This is a genomic window from Pseudoclavibacter sp. 13-3 (assembly GCF_021168475.1).
Classification (GTDB): Bacteria; Actinomycetota; Actinomycetes; order Actinomycetales; family Microbacteriaceae; genus Pseudoclavibacter_A.
Genome location: NZ_JAJOZT010000003.1, coordinates 223,429 through 240,833, shown reverse-complemented (window position 1 = coordinate 240,833; position 17,405 = coordinate 223,429). Strand labels below are relative to the sequence as shown.

The following is a 17,405-nucleotide window of genomic DNA, read 5'->3' as shown; positions in this document are numbered from 1 at the left end:
GCCGGCGGCCATTTCCTTCCCCCGCGCTCCCTGCTGCCGCCTTTCCCACCTGTCGCACCAGCCCCTCTGCGCACATCTTCCGCGACCGTTTCCTGTCAGGAATGAACAACATCTGAACGCATGGCAGACTCCCCGTCATCTGTCGGAGAAAGAGCCGTAGAGTGGAAGCAGACCCGGTGATCGTCCACAAGACCTGAGCCGGTTCGACTGCGAAGGAGTGACGATGAGTCAGACGCTCAAGTCCCAGACCTCCACCGCCTACAGTGCTGGCAGTTCGAGAGGTCGCGTGTTGCTCGGCACCGTCCTTGCCCAGCTGGGCCTGGGCACGGTCTACGCATGGAGCGTGCTGAACCCCGCTCTCGCCCAGCGCATCTCGGGCGATCACACGCAGACCTTCCCCATCGCGATCACGTTCTCGATCATGATGATCAGCCTGTCGGTGTCGACACTGCTGATCGGCTGGCTGCAGCACCGTTTCGGCGTGCGCCGAGTGCTGGTCGCCTGCGGCATCGTGCTCGGCGCCGGCCTGCTCGTCTCGGCTTTCACCACCAGCCTGTGGATGCTCTACCTCTTCGCAGGCGTGATCGTCGGCGCCGCCGACGGCATCGGCTATCTGCTCAGCCTGACCAACGTGCTGCGCTGGTACCCCGACAAAGCCGGTGCGATCTCCGGCGTCTCCGTCGGCTCCTACGGCGTGCCCGCCGTGATCCTGCCCTTCATCGTCACACCCGTGCTGGGCAACGCCGACAGCGGCTATGCCGGTCTCACCACGTGCTTCATCCTCTGGGCGGTCACAGTGATCGTGCTCATCGGCGGCGGCGGCCTGCTGCTCGCAGACGCTCCGGAGATTCCCAAAGACCACTCGCACGCGAGCCACGAGTACACCATTGCGCAGATGCTGCGCCGCCCGCAGGCCTACCTGCTCTACTTCGGCATCACCGCGTTCTGCTTCGCCGGCCTGTTCATCATCGGGCACGCGGGCGACGGCGCGATCACGGCCGACGACCCTTCGAAGTACCTGATCGGCACGGCCATCACGCTGGTGTCGCTGGTCGGCTTGGTCAACACGATCGGCCGCTTCTTCTTCGGCTGGCTCTCTGACCGGGTGCGGCGCACCCTGATCGTGGCCGTGGCTCTCTCTGTGCTCGCCGTCTTCGCGTTCGTCCTCGGTCTGACCTGGCTGCCGCAGCCGGCGCTGTACATCGTCGGGTTCCTGCTCTTCGGCGCCTCGTTCGGCGGCTGCATCACGATCTACCCGACCATCGTCGGCGACTTCTTCGGCAAGAACAGCCAGGCGAAGAACTACTCGGTGATCTATCAGGGATTCGCCAGTGGCGCGCTCATCACCCTGATCTTCAACATTCTGATGGCGCAGAAGATCATCACCTTCGGCACGTCTCTGCTCATCGGCAGCGCGTTCCTCGCGATCAGCGCCGTGATCCTCTTCATGGTCCGCAAACCCGGACCAGTCGAATGACCGCCCCTCTCCGTGCTCGCACTCCGATCGAGCACCCCAGTAATGAGAAATGGAAAGGAACCACAGGCATGATGACCACAACTCATGGCCCTGAGGCCACACCAGCCGCCGACGAGGCCACGCCCATCGTCGACTTCTCGGCGATCGCCGAGAACCTCGGCGAAGAGTACGACCACCCGGTGAGCGTGCTCGACCGCAACAGCAACGTGGTCGATCAGTTGACCTTCGACTCCTACACCGAAGACGAGCTCGTGCACTTTCTCGAGCTGATGGTCTGGGAGCGCTCACTGCATGAGCAGACGATCGTCTTCTCTCGACAGGGGCGCCTCGGCTTCTACGCCCCGACCCTCGGCGAAGAGGCCAGCAACATGGGCACCATCACCGCTTTCGAGCCGATGGACTTCCTCTTCCCCGCCTACCGCGACCTGCCCCAGCTCATTCAGCACGGTGCGATCACACCGGCTCAGGGCTACCTGTGGTCACGCGGCCACGTGCAGGGCAACGCGATGGCCGACGGGCACCGCGCCTGGATGCCGCAGATCATCATCGGCGCCCAGTACGTCGAGGCAGCGGGAGCAGCACTCGGCATCCAGAAGAACGGCGAGCCGAACGTGGCTCTGGCGTACGGCGGCGACGGCACCACTTCGCAGGGCGACTTCTACGAAGCGCTGAACTTCGCCGGTGCATTCCAGTCGCCGCTGATCGGCATCATCCAGAACAACGGCTGGGCGATCTCGGTGCCGCGTTCGAAGCAGACCCACGCGCTCACGCTCGCCCAGAAGGCGGTCGCGGCCGGCATCCCCTCGGTGCAGGTCGACGGCATGGACATCCTCGCGGTCAACGCCGTGACCCGCGCCGCCCGTGCCTATGCGGTCGCCGGCAACGGCCCAGTGCTGATCGAGACGCTGACCTACCGCTTCGGAGCTCACTCGAGCGCCGGCGACGATCCGAGCCGCTACCGCACCCACGACGAAGAGATGCCGTGGATCGAGCGCGACCCGCTCAACCGCCTGCGCGACCTGCTCGTTCCCCGCGGCCTCTGGAGCCCGGAGAAAGAGAGCGATCTCACCGAGCAGTACAAGAAGTCGTTCCGCGAGGCTCTCGCCGAGGCCGACAAGGCTCCGAAGCAGACCGTCTCCGAGTTCCTGCGCAACACCTACGAAGTGCCCACCCCGGGCGTCGCCAAGCAGATCAGAGAATTCACCGCGAAGGAGGGCGAGTGAGATGAGCTCGAAAAAACTGACATACATCAAAGCCATCACCGAAGGACTCGATCAGGCGCTCGCCGAAGACGACCGCACGCTCATCTTCGGCGAAGACGTCGGCAAGAACGGCGGCGTGTTCCGCACCACGCAGGGCCTGCAGGCGAAGTACGGCGAAGACCGCGTCTTCGACACCCCGCTCGCAGAGTCAGCGATTCTCGGGCTCTCGATCGGGCTGGCCGCGACCGGTTGGCGCCCCGTTCCCGAGATTCAGTTCATGGGGTTCACCTTCGAGGCCGTCGACTCGATCAACGCGCAGATGGCGCGCAATCGCTTCCGCTTCGGCGGCAAGGTCGCTCAGCCCATCACCGTGCGCACCCCCTACGGCGGCGGCACCCACACCGCAGAGCTGCACAGCGACAACCTGGAGCACGTCTTCACCGGCACGCCCGGTCTGCGCGTGGTCACGCCGAGCAACCCCTATGACGCCAAGGGCCTGATCATCGCCGCGATCGAGAACAACGATCCGGTGCTCTTCATGGAGCACCTCAAGCTGTACCGCTCGGTCAAGGGCGACGTGCCCGAAGAGCCGTACCGCGTGGCGCTCGACACTGCCAAGGTCGTGCGCGAGGGCACAGATGTGACGATCGTCGCCTACGGCGCGATGGTGCAGCAGGCGGTCAAAGCCGCTGACGCACTGGCCGCCGACGGCATCAAGGCCGAGGTCATCGACCTCATCTCGCTGCATCCGATCGACACAGACACGGTCTTCGCCTCGGTCGACAAGACCCACCGCGTGGTCGTGGCGCAAGAGGCCCAACGCATCGCCGGCGTCGGCACACAGGTCGTCTCGGCCATCGCCGAAGAGCGCATCCTCAGCCTTGAGGCGCCGATCCTGCGCGTCGCGGCTCCCGACTCGGTCTACCCGTTCGCCGCCGCCGAGCTCGACTGGATTCCGAACGCCGCCGACATCGAGGCCAAGGCTCGCGAGACCCTGACCTACTGATCGCCAGCGCTGGTCTCGGCCAGCGCAGAAACGTCGATTGCAAAGCGCGTCTGCGCAGCAATGAAAGGACTGTCAAGATGTCATTCAAGTTCAAACTGCCCGAGCTGGGTGAGGGCCTCTCTGAGGGCGTCATCTCGGCCTGGCAGGTCAAAGAGGGCGACGAGGTCAAGGCCGATCAGACCCTCGTCGAGATCGAGAACGACAAGTCGGTCGTCGATCTGCCGTCGCCGGTCAGCGGTACGGTCAAGAGTCTGAAGTTCAAAGAGGGCGACACCGTCGAGGTCGGCCAAGTCATCATCGACATCGATGACGGCTCGCCTGACGAGCCCGACGAGGCACCGGCCCCGGATGCCGCCGCTCCCGCCGACCCCGCGGCGCCGAGCGCACCCGCGCCTGCTGCACCGACACCCGCCGCCCCGGCATCCCCGGCACCGGCTGCAGCGCCCACCCGCCCCGAGGGCACCCCGGTGCTCGCGATGCCGTCAGTGCGTCTCTACGCCCGCGAACACGGCGTCGACCTGACGTCGGTCGTGCCCACCGGCGCACACGGTCACGTGCTGCGCGCCGACGTCGACGCCGTCTTCGGCCATCGCGCCGAGCCCGCGGATGCCGCGTCGGCACCAGCTGTCACGTCGAGCGCCGAGCCGCATCCCGAGGCAGCCGCCGCACCGGCCGAAGAGGTCGGCGTCACGTCTGCCCACGACGGCAGCGGCGAGCGTCGCGAGCCCTTCGCAGGCATTCGCAAGGCCACCGCCAACGCCGTCACGAGGGCGCACGAGATTCCGCCGGTCACCTTCTTCGCCGAGGTCGAGATCTCTGCTCTGCTCGCGCACCGCAAGGCTTACAAGGGCCTCGCCGCCGAACGCGACATCCACCTCACCCCCCTTGCCTACATCGTCAAGGCGCTGGTCGCCGTGCTCAAGCAGTTCCCTGTGCTGAACACGCGGCTCGACCTCGATGCCGGTGAGGTCGTCTACCGCGAGCGCATCGACGTGGGCATCGCGACCGACACCGACCGCGGTCTGTTCGTGCCGGTGGTGCGCGACGCCGACCGACTGAGCCTCTTCGAGGTGGCGCAGCGCATCGCCGAGAACACCGAGAAGGCGAAGGCGGGCAAGCTCGGCCCCAGCGACATGGGCGACGGCTCGATCACGATCAGCAACCTCGGCAGCGTCGGCGGCGGCTGGTTCACCCCGATCCTCAATGCGCCGGAGACCTCGATTCTGGGCGTCGGGCGCGCAAAGCCCGGTCCGGTGGTCAACGACGAGGGCGAGCTCGAGGTCGGGCAGCTGCTGCAGCTGTCGTTCACGACCGACCACCGCGTCATCGATGGGGCCCAGGCGCAGCAGGCGCTGAACCTGCTGACCGCGGTGCTGCACGACCCGGCGCGCCTGCTGGTCGAGGCCTGATCCGGCCGCGTCACGACACGAAGCATTGAGAGGAACATCATGAGCGACTCCACAGTCGAACACCGCGGCACCATCGTCATCGGCTCGGGGCCCGGCGGCTATGTTGCGGCCATCCGCGCCTCAGAGCTCGGGCAGAAGGTGACGCTGATCGAGGCCACCGACCGAGTCGGCGGCATCTGCCTGAACGAGGGCTGCGTGCCCTCGAAGGCTCTGATCAGCGTCGGCCATCGCATCCGCGCCGCACACGACACCGAGCAGTACGGGCTGAGCTTCGAGGCGCCGAAGCTCGACTTCGCCAAGACGCAGCACTGGAAGCAGCACGACGTGGTCGAGCGCATGACCCGCGGCGTACGCGGGCTGCTCAAGAAGCACGACGTCGAGATCATCCAGGGCTTCGCCACCCTCGACAGCGACACCGTGCTGCGCGTGATGCCGGCCGGCCCGCAGCAGTTCATGAGCGTCGACCTCGGGCGGCAGTTCACCTTCGACGATCTGATCATCGCGACGGGGTCGCGCCCGATCGAGATCCCGAGTTTTCCCTGGGGCGACCGGGTGATCGACTCGACCGGCGCACTGAACCTGCCCGAGGTGCCCAAGCGCATGATCGTGATCGGCGGCGGCTACATCGGCACCGAGCTCGCCGGGGCCTACGCCGACATGGGGGCCAAGGTGATCATCCTGGAGGGCTCGCCCAGCATCCTGCCGCTCTTCGAGAGCGACCTCTCGTCGATCGTCACGAAGCGGCTTGAGGCCAAGGGCGTCGAGATCCACACCGGCGTACGTGCGCGCGACGTCGATGAGGATGCTGACGGCGTGCAGGTGTTCGTCACGCTGAAAGACGACGAAGAGACCCTCGAGGCCGACTACTGTCTGGTGACGGTCGGGCGCCGCCCCAACACCGACAACATCGGTCTCGAGTTCACCAGCGTCGAGATCGACGACCACGGTCTCGTCGTCACCGACGCGCAGGGCCGCACGGCGTCGCCGCACATCTACGCGATCGGCGACATCACGGCAGGCCCCGCCCTGGCGCACAAGGCGTTCTTCCAGGCGAAGACCGCTGCCGGCGCGATCGCCGGGCAGCCGACGGCGAACGACTACATCGGCGTGCCGGCGGTCTGCTTCAGCGACCCCGAGGTCGCGACGGTGGGCGTGACCAGAGACGAGGCCGAGAAGCAGGGCGTCGCGGTCGAGACGGCGAAGTTCCCCTTCGCCGGCAACGCCCGTGCCGTGTCGCTGGGCGAGCCCGACGGTTTCGTTCGGCTGGTGTCGACGAAAGACGAGGGCACGATCGTCGGCGCGCAAATCGTCGGCCCCGGCGCCTCCGACCTCATCTCAGAGCTCAGCCTCGCGGTGAACGCGCAGATGAACGTCGAAGACATCGCGCTGACGATTCACCCGCATCCGACGCTCTCGGAGCCCATCGCCGAGGCCGCCGACATCGCGATCGGCTACCCGACGCACATCTGATCGTCGGATGCCGCAGTCGCGCCCGAAGACTGAGCAGCGAAAAGTGTGGTCTGCAGCTCTGCAGACCACACTTTTCGTGTCTCTGGGGTGCCGTGCCGAGGCCTCAGCACACCTCGGATTCTTGTGCCGTCAACCACCGTGGTGCAACCCCCTGCAATGGCGTGCAGGGGGAGCTGTCGCGTCAGCGCGCCAGCGTAGTCTGATGTCAACCTGAAGTTGCCGGTATCGATGGAGACACCGAGGCTCATCCATCACCGTACCGACCACGAGTGAAGGGAAGAGCATGGCTCAGAGACAAGCACCCCAGCTGACAAAAGAGCAGCTGTTGCACGCATTCCGCAAGATGGCTGAGATCCGCTACTTCGAAGAGCGGGTCCACCTTGAGAACCAGTCGGGTGAGATTCCCGGCTTCATCCACCTCTATGCCGGCCAGGAGGCCGTCGCCGTCGGCGTGTGCGAGAACCTGCGCCCGACCGATGTCATCGGCTCGACACACCGCGGCCACGGCCACTCGATCGCCAAGGGGTGCGACCTCGACGGCATGATGGCCGAGATCTTCGGCAAAGAGACCGGCCTGAACCATGGCAAGGGCGGGTCGATGCACATCGCCGACCTCTCGGTGGGCATGCTGGGCGCCAACGGGATCGTGGGCGGCGCTGCCCCGCTCGCGGTGGGCGCGGCGTTCACCGGCAAGTACAAGGGCGAGGGCAACATCGGCGTCGCGTTCAGCGGCGACGGCGGCTCGAACCAGGGCACCGTCTTCGAGGCCATGAACATGGCGGTCGTGCTCAAACTGCCGGCACTGTTCATCTTCGAGAACAACGGCTTCGGCGAGGCGACCGGCGCCGACTTCGCGGTCGGCAGCGGCGACATCGCCGCTCGTGCGGCCGGTTTCGGCCTGCCCGCCGAGAAGGTCGACGGCACTGACTTCTTCGCCGTGCACGAGGCCGCACGCCGGGCCGTCGAGCGCGCCCGCGCCGGCGAGGGCCCGTCGGTGATCGAGGCCAAGGCCTACCGCTGGTACGGCCACTTCGAGGGCGACCCGGGGCTCTACCGCACCAAAGAGCAGCTCGCCGAGATCAAGAAGGCCAACGACCCGCTGCGCATCTTCCGTGAGAAGGTCGGCCGCAAGGTCACCGCGAAAGAGCTCGACGCCATCGAAGCCGACGTCAGGCAGCAGGTCGACGACGCCGTCGAGTTCGCCCGCAACTCGCCGTGGCCCAGCCCGGACGAGCTGACCACCGACGTCTACGCAAGCTACTGAAGAACTGGGGAGAAACGGCAATGAGCAAGAAGAGCTACAGAGAGGCCATCCGCGAGGCGCTCGCCGATGCCCTGCGCGAAGACGAGAACGTCTTTCTCGTCGGTGAAGACCTCAGAGGCGGCAAGGGCGGCACGAACCCCGACCAGACCGTCGAGGCGTTCGGCGGCGTGTTCAACGTTACCGGCGGCCTGTGGACGGAATTCGGCGACGAACGCGTCGTCGACACCCCGATCAGCGAGTCGGCCATCCTCGGTCTCGCAGCAGGTGCGGCCGTCACCGGTCTGCGACCGGTCGCCGAGCTGATGTTCATGGACTTCTTCGGGGTCTGCTACGACGAGGTCTACAACCAGGCCGCGAAGTTCCGCTACATGTTCGGCGGCAAGGCGAAGACGCCGCTGACCGTGCGCGGCATCATCGGCGCCGGCGTCGGCGCTGCGGCGCAGCACTCGAACTCGCCCTACAACATCTTCACCTCGACCGCCGGAGTGAAAGTCGTGGTGCCGTCGAACCCGTACGACGCGAAGGGGCTGCTGCTGGCCTCGATCCGCGACGACGACCCGGTCATGTTCTGCGAGCACAAGGCGCTCTACGACATCAAGGGCGAGGTGCCCGACGAGCCGTACACGATTCCCCTGGGCGTCGCGAACTACACCCGTGAGGGCACCGATGTGACCATCATCGCGCTGTCGAAGCTGGTCAACACCGCCAACGAGGTCGCCGACAAGCTCGCCGCCGAGGGCATCTCGGTCGAGGTGGTCGACCCTCGCACGACCTCGCCGCTCGACGAGGCCGCGATCGTCGAGTCGGCCGAGTCGACCGGCCGCGTCGTCGTGGTCGACGAGTCGTCGGCGCGCTGCGGCTTCGGCCAGGACGTCGCCGCACTGGTGTCGATCAAGGCGTTCAACAGTCTGAAGGCACCGGTCGAGCTGCTCACCCCGCCGCTGACGCCGGTACCGTTCTCGCCCGCACTCGAGAAGCACTGGGTGCCCTCGGCAGAGCGCATCGAGGCGTCGGTGCGCAAACTCCTGGAGGTGTGACCATGGCAGACATCAGGGCCCTTGAGATTCCCAACTGGGGCATGACCATGGAAGAGGGGGCGATCGACTCCTGGAACATCAAGGTCGGCGACTCCTTCGCCCAGGGCGACCCCATCGTCACCGTCGAGTCGACCAAGATCACCAACGATCTCGAGGCTCCGTTCGACGGCACGCTGCGTCGCATCGTCGCCGACTCTGGTGATGTGCGCCCCGTCGGCGCCATCATCGGCGTAAGTGCAGATCCGAGTGTTCCCGACGCCGAGATCGACGCGTTCATCGAGCAGCGTTTGTCCGAAGACGCGGCGCGCTTCGGTGAGGCGCCGGCGGCAACAGCATCGGCGGATGCTCCAGTCGCCTCCGCCCCGGCACCTGCGGCCGCGAGCGCACCGGCACCGACGGCCACCGCACCGGTGCCGCCGGTGGCGACTCCAGCATCCCCCGCAGCGTCACCCTTCGCCGCGACGGTCGGCGTGCCGTCTGGCGCACCGGCGCAGTCGGCGGCCGCACAGGAGTACCGCATTCCGGCGGCGCTGTCGGGCAGCACCGATGCCGACGTCGCAGCGACTCCGCACGCACGGCGGTTGGCCGACGACGAGGGCATCGATCTGGCGAAGGTGACCGGCACCGATCGCTACGGCCGCGTGAGCGTCGAAGACGTGCGCCGCGCCGTGCTCGCCGCGGGAGGCTCCGTGCCCGAGCCCGTCCGCGGTCGCGGCGTCTTGCTGCGGTCGAGTGAAGACGACTCGGCCGTGCCCGCGACGCCGGTCGCCCGTCGGATGGCGAAAGCGCTGGGCGTCAACCTGCACGACGCCAGGGCGACCGGTCGAGCCGGCCGTGTGACGAAGTCCGACGTCGAAGACGCCGCGCGCCGTCTGCACGTGGCCGTCGAGGCCGAAGCTGCGCGCGTCGCGCCCGAGCAGATCGCCGAGCCGGCGTTCGAGACGATTCCGTTCACCTCGGTGCGACGGGTGATCGCCCAGCGTCTGCAGGCGTCAAAGCAGAACGCGCCCCATTATCGGGTGACGCACGAGGTCGAGGTCGACGCGCTGCTGAAGCTGCGCGCCTCGCTCAACGAGAAGCTGCCCGGCGTGCACTTGTCGGTCAACGACGTGATCGTCAAGGCCGTCGCCAAAGCGCTGGTGACCGTGCCCGAGGTCAACGTGCAGTTCGATGAGGCGGGCCAGAGCGTTCTGCAGTTCAGGCACGCCGACATCGCGATCGCCGTGGCTACCGACAACGGGCTGATCACGCCGATCGTGCGCGAGGCCGACGTCAAGTCGCTCGCCGAGATCAGCGATGCGACTCGGCTGCTCGCGACCAAGGCGAAGGCCGGCACGCTGACCCCCGACGAGTTCCAGGGCGGCAGCTTCACCATCTCGAACCTCGGCATGTTCGGCGTCTCGCAGTTCGATGCGATCATCAATCCGCCGCAGGCGGCGATCCTCGCCGTCGGTGCCGCCAAGCGTCGACCGGTGTTCGACGCCGACGGGCAGGTCGTCGGTCGCAGCATCCTGGCGCTGACGATGTCGAGCGATCACCGGGTGATCGACGGCGCGCTCGCCGCCCGATTCCTCGCCGAGCTGGCGAAGATCATCGAGTCGCCCGAACTGCTGCTGGCGTGAGGGGGCTGAGATGACGACGCAGAACGCACATGCAGATGTGCTCATCATCGGCGGCGGGCCCGGCGGCTACACCGCGGCGATCCGCTCGGCGCAGCTCGGCCTCGACACCGTGCTCGTCGAGCGGGCCGAGCTCGGCGGCGTGTGCCTGAACTGGGGGTGCATCCCCACCAAGGCGCTGCTGCACGGAGCCGACACGCTGCACAGCATCACGCAGGCCGGTCGGCTCGGGTTCACCACCGGTGAGCTCAGCGTCGACCTGCCGGCGCTGGTGCGCTACAGCCGTGGTGTCGCCGACCGCCTGTCGCACGGCGTCGCGGGGCTCATGCGCAAGAACGGGGTGCGGGTCGTCACCGGCACAGCCGCGCTCACCGGCAAGGGTGAGGTGTCCGTCACCCCGGCCTCGGCCAAGCTGTCGGCGGCTTCCGCCGCCGACCAGAGGTTCACTGCCGATCACGTGATCGTGGCCACCGGTGCTCGACCGCGCGCGCTGCCGGGCATCGTGCCCGACCGCGAGCGCATCTGGACGAGTTCCGAGGCGCTGATCCCCACCGACGTGCCGGAGCACCTGCTCATCGTCGGCTCGGGCGCGATCGGCTCCGAGTTCGCCAGCCTGTACCGCGATCTCGGCTCCCGGGTGACGATGGTCGAGCTGGCCGATCAGAACCTGCCGGTCGAAGACCCCGAGGTCTCGGCCGTGGTGCGTCGCTCGTTCGAGCGTCGCGGCATCGAGATGCACACCGGTTCGCATCTCGAGCAGGTCGAGTCGACGGCAGACGCGGTCACCGCCGTGCTCGTATCGGGTGACGGCTCGCGCACCGAGGTGCGTGCCGATCGCCTGCTGGTCGCCGCCGGGGTGCAGCCCAACGCCGAGGGTCTCGGCCTCGAAGCCCTCGGCTGTGAACTGACCGATCGCGGTCGCTTCATCGCGATCGACGAATGGGGGCACACCAACGTCGCGGGTCTCTATGCCATCGGAGACGTCGCGGGACCGCCGTGCCTCGCGCACAAGGCCGCGCATGAGGGGGTCGCGACGGTCGAGCATCTGGCCGGCGTCGCCGGAGCGCAACCGGTCGACCGGGCCTGGATTCCCGGAGCCACCTACACGCATCCAGAGGTCGCCAGTCTGGGCATGACCGAGCCGCAGGCGCGTGCGGCGGGTCATGAGGTGAACGTCGGGCACATGCCCTTCGTCGCGAACGGCCGGGCCATCGGCATCGACGACACCGAGGGCTTTGTGAAGGTGATCTATGACGCCACATCGGGCGAGCTGCTCGGCGCGCATCTGGTCGGCCCGAATGTGACCGAGCTGCTGCCCGGGTTCAGCGTGCTGCGCGCTCTCGAGGGCACGGCCGAAGACCTCGAGCACGTGGTCTTCGCGCATCCGACGCTCTCTGAGACGATGCATGAGGCGACGCTCGACGCGCTGGGCATTCCGCTGAATCAGTAGCGTCACACTCATGAGCATCACGGACCAGGAGCGTCACGCCCCTGGCTGAAGAGCGAAAAGTGTGGTTTACCCGACGGTAAACCACACTTTTCGCATATCGGCCGCACGGTCAGCCGGTCACACGACCGCACAACCGCCCCGCTTCACGCCCCGACCGCCGCCCGAGCGCAGCTGTCCTCTTCACACAGATGAACTCCGCCTGAACAGATTCGCGCTCAGCCACAAAGAGATCTAGTATCTATGTTGTATACGGTGAGTCCACCTCAATGACGCGGGGTGTGCTCGAACCGGTCGGCTCAGCGTCTCAGCGAGTCTGCCGCTCCCCCCGCGGAGCGTCAGCCGCCGTGACGTGGTCGACCCGTTCGTCCGCACTTTCCCACAGGTTTCCATCACACACATCCCGGTCGTCGGCATCAGCTCGGCGACCGCACAGTTCAGGAGCAGCAATGAACAGCAGCGCAGAATCGGTGCGCAGCGCGAACCGCATCGTCGAGGCCCTCGAGGCAGCAGGCGTGAAATGGGTCTTCGGCGTTCCCGGCGCGAAGGTCGACCAGGTCTTCGACGCCCTCGAGGATTCCCCCATCGAGGTCGTCGTCTGCCGACACGAGCAGAATGCGGCCTTCATGGCCGCCGCCGTCGGCCGCCTGACCGGCCACCCCGGCGTCGCACTGGTCACCTCGGGCCCCGGCACCAGCAACCTGGCGACCGGTCTGGTGACGGCGACCACCGAGGGCGACCCGATGATCGCGCTGTGCGGCGCCGTGCCGCGCGGCGACCGTCTGAAGCGCACGCATCAGTCGATGGACGCCGTGGGGCTGCTGTCGACCGTCTCGAAGTTCGCCGGCGAGGTCGACGCCGCAGACAACGTTCCCGAGGCGATCGTCAACGCCTTCCGCCAGGCCGAGGTGATGCCTCGCGGCGCCGCCTCGCTGGTGCTGCCCTCCGATGTGATGGCCGAGCACACCTCGGTGCCGCTGCCTCCCGTGCAGCCGGTGCCCGATCTCGGGCCGGCCTCGGCGGCGTCGCTGGATGCTGCAGCCGCGCTGCTGCGTGAGGCCAAGTTCCCGGTCATCCTGGCCGGCGTACGTTCAGCCTGCACGCCCGGTGCCGAAGCGCTGCACCAGCTGCTGAAGGCCACCGAGCTGCCCGTCGTCGAGACCTTCCAGGCTGCTGGACTCGTCTCGCACGACCTCGAAGACCACTACCTCGGTCGTGTCGGACTGTTCCGCAACCAGCCCGGCGACGTCATCCTCGATCACGCCGACGTCGTACTCGCGATCGGGTACGACCCGGTCGAGTACGACGCGAAGATGTGGAACCACGACAGTTCGCGTCGCATCATCAACCTCGACGAGATCGCACCCGACATCGATGCCAGCTATGCGCCGGTGCTCGAGCTGCGCGGCGACATCCCCACGACCGTGACCGCCCTCGCCGAGCGGCTGCAGGGGCTCAAGCTCGACGGCGCATCACGCGAGGTCGTCGACGCCCAGCTCGCACGTCTCGCCGAGAAGGCGCAGCCGAGCGAGCAGCACGACGACTCGTTCGGGCTCGACCCCGTCGCCGTCACCCTCACGCTGCGCGATCTCGTCAGCGACGACACCACGGTGATCTCAGACGTCGGCTCGCACTACATCTACATGGCGCGCTACTTCCGCACCTACCGTCCGCGCCGGCTGCTGTTCTCGAACGGCCAGCAGACACTCGGCGTGGCACTGCCGTGGGCGATCGCGACCACGATGGTTCGCCCCGGCGAACCGGTGCTCTCGGTCTCCGGCGACGGCGGCTTCCTGTTCTCGGCCATGGAGCTGGACACAGCCGTGCGCCGCGGGGCAAACTTCACTCATGTCATCTTCAACGACGGCACCTATGACATGGTCGCCTTCCAGCAGATGAAGAAGTACGGGCGCACCTCGGGCATCACCCTGGGGCACCCGGATCTGGCCGCATACGCCGAGTCGTTCGGCGCACACGGCCGTCGTGCGACCTCGCTCGACGAACTCGTCACCGAGGTGCGCGCAGGGCTCGCAGAATCGGGCCCGACCATCATCGACGTACCGGTCGACTACCGTGACAACCTCGCGGGTCTGGCCGGCGATCTCAGAGAGGGAGTTCTGTCATGACCACATCATCCGACATTGCCGATTCGACACCGACGCGCCCCGCAAAGCGGGTCTCGAACCACATCGTTCGCCACGAGGTCTTTCAGACCTCGCTGATGAGCGCACTGCTCGACGGCATCTACGACGGCGAGATGACCATCGCCGAGCTGCTCGGCCAGGGCAGCTTCGGTCTGGGCACCTTCGACGGGCTCGACGGCGAGATGATCATCCTCGACGGGCACTGCTGGCAGATGCGCGTCGACGGCTCTGTGCAGCGCGCACCGCTTGACGCGCGCACGCCTTTCGCCGTGGTCACCAACTTCGTGACCAGCCTGAGCGCCGAGGTCAAGCCCCACTCGAGCCGAGACGACGTCTCTGCTCTGGTCGACTCGCTGACGGTGTCGCCGAACTACCTGTACGCTCTGCGCATCACCGGCGAGTTCGACTGGGTCAAGACGCGCACCGTGCAGCTGCAGAGCAAGCCCTACCCGCGCATGGTCGACGCGACCAACGACGAGCCGACGCTGCGCTTCGAGAACGTGCACGGCGTCGTCGGCGGGTTCCGCACGCCGGTCTACGAGCAGGGCATCTCAGTGCCCGGCTGCCACGTGCACTTCATCGACGACGACCGCACCAAGGGCGGTCACGTGCTCGACTTCCAGATGGCCAAGGGCACCGTCGAGGTCTGCCTCGGCACCGATCTGCGTCTGTCGCTGCCGCGCACCGAGGCGTTCGAAGAGGCCAACCTGTCTCCCGAAGACCTGCACGAAGAGCTGCACCGCACCGAATCGCACAAGTGATCAGCTGAGTCTGTATACGATTCCCGCGAGCCGGGGCGTCCGTCACCACGATGGATGCCCCGGCTCGCCGCGTATTCAGCGGGTCGCCGCCCTCGTGTGCGTCTGTGCACAGTGCCTGTGCGGAATCCCCGGTGCACCTGCGTGGACACCCTCTGGCTTCTCTTGCAGGATGTTTCACAGATCACTGACTACAAGGAGGTAGCAGATGTCTGTGTCAGCTCCGGCCGCCCCGAAGAAGGGCCTGCGCCAGGTCGTGCTCGCATCCATGGCGGGCACCATCGTCGAATGGTACGAGTTCTTTCTCTACGCGACGGCCGCGACCCTGGTCTTCAACAAGGTCTTCTTCCCACCCAGCGAGGATCCCTACGCGCCGATCATCGCGGCCTTCGTCACGTATGCCGTCGGCTTCATCGCACGACCCCTCGGCGGCATCGTCTTCGCCCACTTCGGCGACCGCTACGGTCGCAAGCACCTGCTGCAGGTGGCGATCATCATGGTGGGCGCCTCGACATTTCTGATGGGATGCCTGCCGACCTTCGACGTGGTCGGCTACTGGGCCCCCGCTCTGCTCGTGGCGCTGAGGTTCATCCAGGGCATCGCAGTCGGCGGCGAATGGGGCGGCGCCGTGCTTCTGGTCGCCGAGCACGCACCGGCCAGGTCTCGCGGGTTCTGGGCAAGCTGGCCGCAGGCCGCACTGCCGCTCGGCAACCTGCTCGCGACCATCGTGCTGCTGGTACTCTCGGCTTCTCTCACTCCCGAGGCGTTCCTCAGCTGGGGCTGGCGCATCGGCTTCTGGCTCTCGGTCGTGATCGTGGCGATCGGCTACTACGTGCGCACGAAGATCTCTGACGCTCCCATCTTCCAGGAGACACAGCGCAAGATCGAAGAGGAAGAAGAGGTGCGCTACGGCGTCTTCGAGGTGCTCAGGCGCTACCCTCGCGGCGTGCTCACCGCGATGGGCCTGCGGTTCGCCGAGAACATCCTCTACTACATGGTCGTGACGTTCTCGATCACGTATCTCTCCGTCTGGGTCAAGATGGACACCAGCAGCATTCTGGGGCTGATGTTCTTCGCCCACGTCTTCCAGTTCGTAGTCGTGCCCCTCACCGGAGCGCTCACAGACAGGATCGGCCGCAAGCCCGTCTACATCGCCGGGGCCGTGCTCACCGGCGTCTGGCCGTTCGTCGCCTTCCCGATGTTCAACACGGCTGAGCCGCTGATGGTGATCCTGGCGATCATCCTCGGGCTTTTCGTCCACGGCCTGATGTACGCCGGTCAGCCCGCGATCATGTCTGAGATGTTCCCGACCCGCATGCGCTATGCAGGCGTCTCATTCGGGTATCAGGTGACCTCGATCGTGGCGGGCTCGGTCGCCCCCATCATCGCGACCGCCCTGCTCGGTCGGTTCGCCTCGTGGGTGCCGATCGCACTCTACCTCGTCGGCGCTGCGATGATCACGCTGATCGCTGCGGTCTCGCTGCGCGAGACGAGAGGCATCACGCTCGAAGAGATCGACCGGCTGGATCACGAGAAGCACATCGCCCCGTTGGCGCAGAGCGCAGGCGCGACCCATCCGGCCTGAGCCGCATGCGTCAGGGGCGGGCTGTCGAGCACATCTCTCGGCAGCCCGCCCGACTCATTTCACGAGGTCGGGGCTTCGGGCATACGAGACCATGGCCGACAGGCAGGCGCCGACCGCCGGGTTCCGGTCGTTCTCCTCACGAAGAGCCGCCCAGTACGAGACGTGGTGAGAGAAGTCGTGTTCAAGCACCACAGTCAGGTCGTCGTAGCGCTTGGCCACGTAGTCTGGCAGCAGACCGATACCCGCACCTGCCCGTGTGGCCGCGACATGGGCGAAGACGCTCGTCGAGCTGATGGCCTCGCGCATGCGCGGCAGCAGCTGCAGCGCGACGTCGAGATCGTCGACCTGCAGCGCCGACTCGATGTAGTAGTTGAGGCGATGGCCGGCGAGATCGGTGATCTCTTCAGGCCGTCCTGCCCGCTGCAGGTACTCCGCAGTCGCATAGAGACGCAGCTGGTACGCGAACAGCTCGACCGTGACCGCGCGGTTCACCTGCGGCCGCCCGACGACCACTTCGATGTCGACGCCCGACCGACGCTGCCGTGCCTGCTGGGTCGCCGCGACGACCTCGAGGTCGAGTGCGGGATGCCTCCGCTGCAGCCAGGCCAGCGCCGGCATGGCGATGAACACGGCGTACGCATCCGGCGCGCCCACGCGCACGAGCCCGCGCACCGCGTCATGTCGCTCGTCTGAGACCAGATCATGCACCGAGCGTTCGATGCGTTCAGCAGACTGCATGGCTCGAGTGCCGAGCGCGGTGAGCTCCCACCCCGACGCCCCGCGAACCAGCACACGGCCGCCCAAGGCCTCATCGAGCTGAGCGATTCTGCGCGACACCGTGGAGTGGTTCACGCCGAGAGCCTTCGCAGCGACCGTGAAACGGCCAGACCGTGCGACGGCCAGCAACGTCATCAGCCCCTGCAGATGCGTCTCGTCGAGTCTGTGCTCCATGCCCTCCATTGTGCCCCACCGCGGCCACAGAGTGTG

Annotated in this window: 13 protein-coding genes; 12 read left to right on the top strand and 1 reads right to left on the bottom strand. The window is 66.8% G+C overall.

What is annotated here, in order from left to right:
• Positions 1–223: 223 nt before the first annotated feature.
• The 12 genes from LRX77_RS07160 (at position 224) to LRX77_RS07105 (ending at position 16,418) form a co-directional block, all read left to right on the top strand.
• Positions 224–1,477 (top strand): MFS transporter, encoded by a 1,254-nt coding sequence (locus LRX77_RS07160; RefSeq protein ID WP_231832221.1) that lies wholly within the window; start codon positions 224–226, stop codon positions 1,475–1,477.
• Positions 1,478–1,545: 68 nt separating this feature from the next.
• The gene (locus LRX77_RS07155; protein WP_231832220.1) at positions 1,546–2,700 is read left to right on the top strand and encodes a thiamine pyrophosphate-dependent dehydrogenase E1 component subunit alpha; all 1,155 of its coding nucleotides are present in this window, start codon (positions 1,546–1,548) and stop codon (positions 2,698–2,700) included.
• Between the two features lies 1 nt (position 2,701).
• On the top strand, positions 2,702–3,685 hold the full coding sequence (locus tag LRX77_RS07150) for an alpha-ketoacid dehydrogenase subunit beta (RefSeq protein WP_231832219.1): 984 nt from the start codon (positions 2,702–2,704) through the stop codon (positions 3,683–3,685).
• A gap of 77 nt (positions 3,686–3,762) precedes the next feature.
• Positions 3,763–5,094 (top strand): dihydrolipoamide acetyltransferase family protein, encoded by a 1,332-nt coding sequence (locus LRX77_RS07145; RefSeq protein WP_231832218.1) that lies wholly within the window; start codon positions 3,763–3,765, stop codon positions 5,092–5,094.
• Positions 5,095–5,133: 39 nt separating this feature from the next.
• The gene (lpdA, locus tag LRX77_RS07140) at positions 5,134–6,564 is read left to right on the top strand and encodes a dihydrolipoyl dehydrogenase (protein ID WP_231832217.1); all 1,431 of its coding nucleotides are present in this window, start codon (positions 5,134–5,136) and stop codon (positions 6,562–6,564) included.
• A 283-nt stretch (positions 6,565–6,847) separates the two neighbouring features.
• On the top strand, positions 6,848–7,828 hold the full coding sequence (locus tag LRX77_RS07135) for a thiamine pyrophosphate-dependent dehydrogenase E1 component subunit alpha (RefSeq protein WP_231832216.1): 981 nt from the start codon (positions 6,848–6,850) through the stop codon (positions 7,826–7,828).
• A 20-nt stretch (positions 7,829–7,848) separates the two neighbouring features.
• Positions 7,849–8,865: an alpha-ketoacid dehydrogenase subunit beta gene (locus LRX77_RS07130; protein WP_231832215.1), complete on the top strand. Its 1,017-nt coding sequence runs from the start codon at positions 7,849–7,851 to the stop codon at positions 8,863–8,865.
• Between the two features lie 2 nt (positions 8,866–8,867).
• Entirely contained in the window at positions 8,868–10,487 is a 1,620-nt protein-coding gene (locus LRX77_RS07125; RefSeq protein WP_231832214.1) for a dihydrolipoamide acetyltransferase family protein, read from the top strand.
• A gap of 10 nt (positions 10,488–10,497) precedes the next feature.
• Positions 10,498–11,934 carry a dihydrolipoyl dehydrogenase gene (gene lpdA / locus LRX77_RS07120; protein WP_231832213.1) on the top strand — a complete coding sequence of 479 codons (1,437 nt, stop codon included), beginning with the start codon at positions 10,498–10,500 and terminating at the stop codon, positions 11,932–11,934.
• Between the two features lie 446 nt (positions 11,935–12,380).
• On the top strand, positions 12,381–14,057 hold the full coding sequence (gene alsS / locus LRX77_RS07115; RefSeq protein ID WP_231832212.1) for an acetolactate synthase AlsS: 1,677 nt from the start codon (positions 12,381–12,383) through the stop codon (positions 14,055–14,057).
• The gene (gene budA, locus LRX77_RS07110; protein WP_231832211.1) at positions 14,054–14,836 is read left to right on the top strand and encodes an acetolactate decarboxylase; all 783 of its coding nucleotides are present in this window, start codon (positions 14,054–14,056) and stop codon (positions 14,834–14,836) included. The genes alsS and budA overlap by 4 nt, the downstream gene beginning before the upstream one ends.
• Positions 14,837–15,041: 205 nt before the next feature.
• Positions 15,042–16,418 (top strand): MFS transporter, encoded by a 1,377-nt coding sequence (locus tag LRX77_RS07105; RefSeq protein ID WP_231832210.1) that lies wholly within the window; start codon positions 15,042–15,044, stop codon positions 16,416–16,418.
• Between the two features lie 54 nt (positions 16,419–16,472).
• Here the strand turns inward: LRX77_RS07105 and LRX77_RS07100 are convergent, their stop codons facing one another.
• On the bottom strand, positions 16,473–17,369 hold the full coding sequence (locus tag LRX77_RS07100) for a LysR family transcriptional regulator (protein WP_231832209.1): 897 nt from the start codon (positions 17,367–17,369) through the stop codon (positions 16,473–16,475).
• Positions 17,370–17,405 lie beyond the last annotated feature (36 nt).

Coding starts and splice junctions, on each gene's coding strand:
- LRX77_RS07160 (WP_231832221.1), top strand. CDS start 224: ATGAGTCAGACGCTCAAGTCCCAGACCTCCACCGCCTACAGTGCTGGC.
- LRX77_RS07155 (WP_231832220.1), top strand. CDS start 1,546: ATGATGACCACAACTCATGGCCCTGAGGCCACACCAGCCGCCGACGAG.
- LRX77_RS07150 (WP_231832219.1), top strand. CDS start 2,702: ATGAGCTCGAAAAAACTGACATACATCAAAGCCATCACCGAAGGACTC.
- LRX77_RS07145 (WP_231832218.1), top strand. CDS start 3,763: ATGTCATTCAAGTTCAAACTGCCCGAGCTGGGTGAGGGCCTCTCTGAG.
- lpdA (WP_231832217.1), top strand. CDS start 5,134: ATGAGCGACTCCACAGTCGAACACCGCGGCACCATCGTCATCGGCTCG.
- LRX77_RS07135 (WP_231832216.1), top strand. CDS start 6,848: ATGGCTCAGAGACAAGCACCCCAGCTGACAAAAGAGCAGCTGTTGCAC.
- LRX77_RS07130 (WP_231832215.1), top strand. CDS start 7,849: ATGAGCAAGAAGAGCTACAGAGAGGCCATCCGCGAGGCGCTCGCCGAT.
- LRX77_RS07125 (WP_231832214.1), top strand. CDS start 8,868: ATGGCAGACATCAGGGCCCTTGAGATTCCCAACTGGGGCATGACCATG.
- lpdA (WP_231832213.1), top strand. CDS start 10,498: ATGACGACGCAGAACGCACATGCAGATGTGCTCATCATCGGCGGCGGG.
- alsS (WP_231832212.1), top strand. CDS start 12,381: ATGAACAGCAGCGCAGAATCGGTGCGCAGCGCGAACCGCATCGTCGAG.
- budA (WP_231832211.1), top strand. CDS start 14,054: ATGACCACATCATCCGACATTGCCGATTCGACACCGACGCGCCCCGCA.
- LRX77_RS07105 (WP_231832210.1), top strand. CDS start 15,042: ATGTCTGTGTCAGCTCCGGCCGCCCCGAAGAAGGGCCTGCGCCAGGTC.
- LRX77_RS07100 (WP_231832209.1), bottom strand. CDS start 17,369: ATGGAGCACAGACTCGACGAGACGCATCTGCAGGGGCTGATGACGTTG.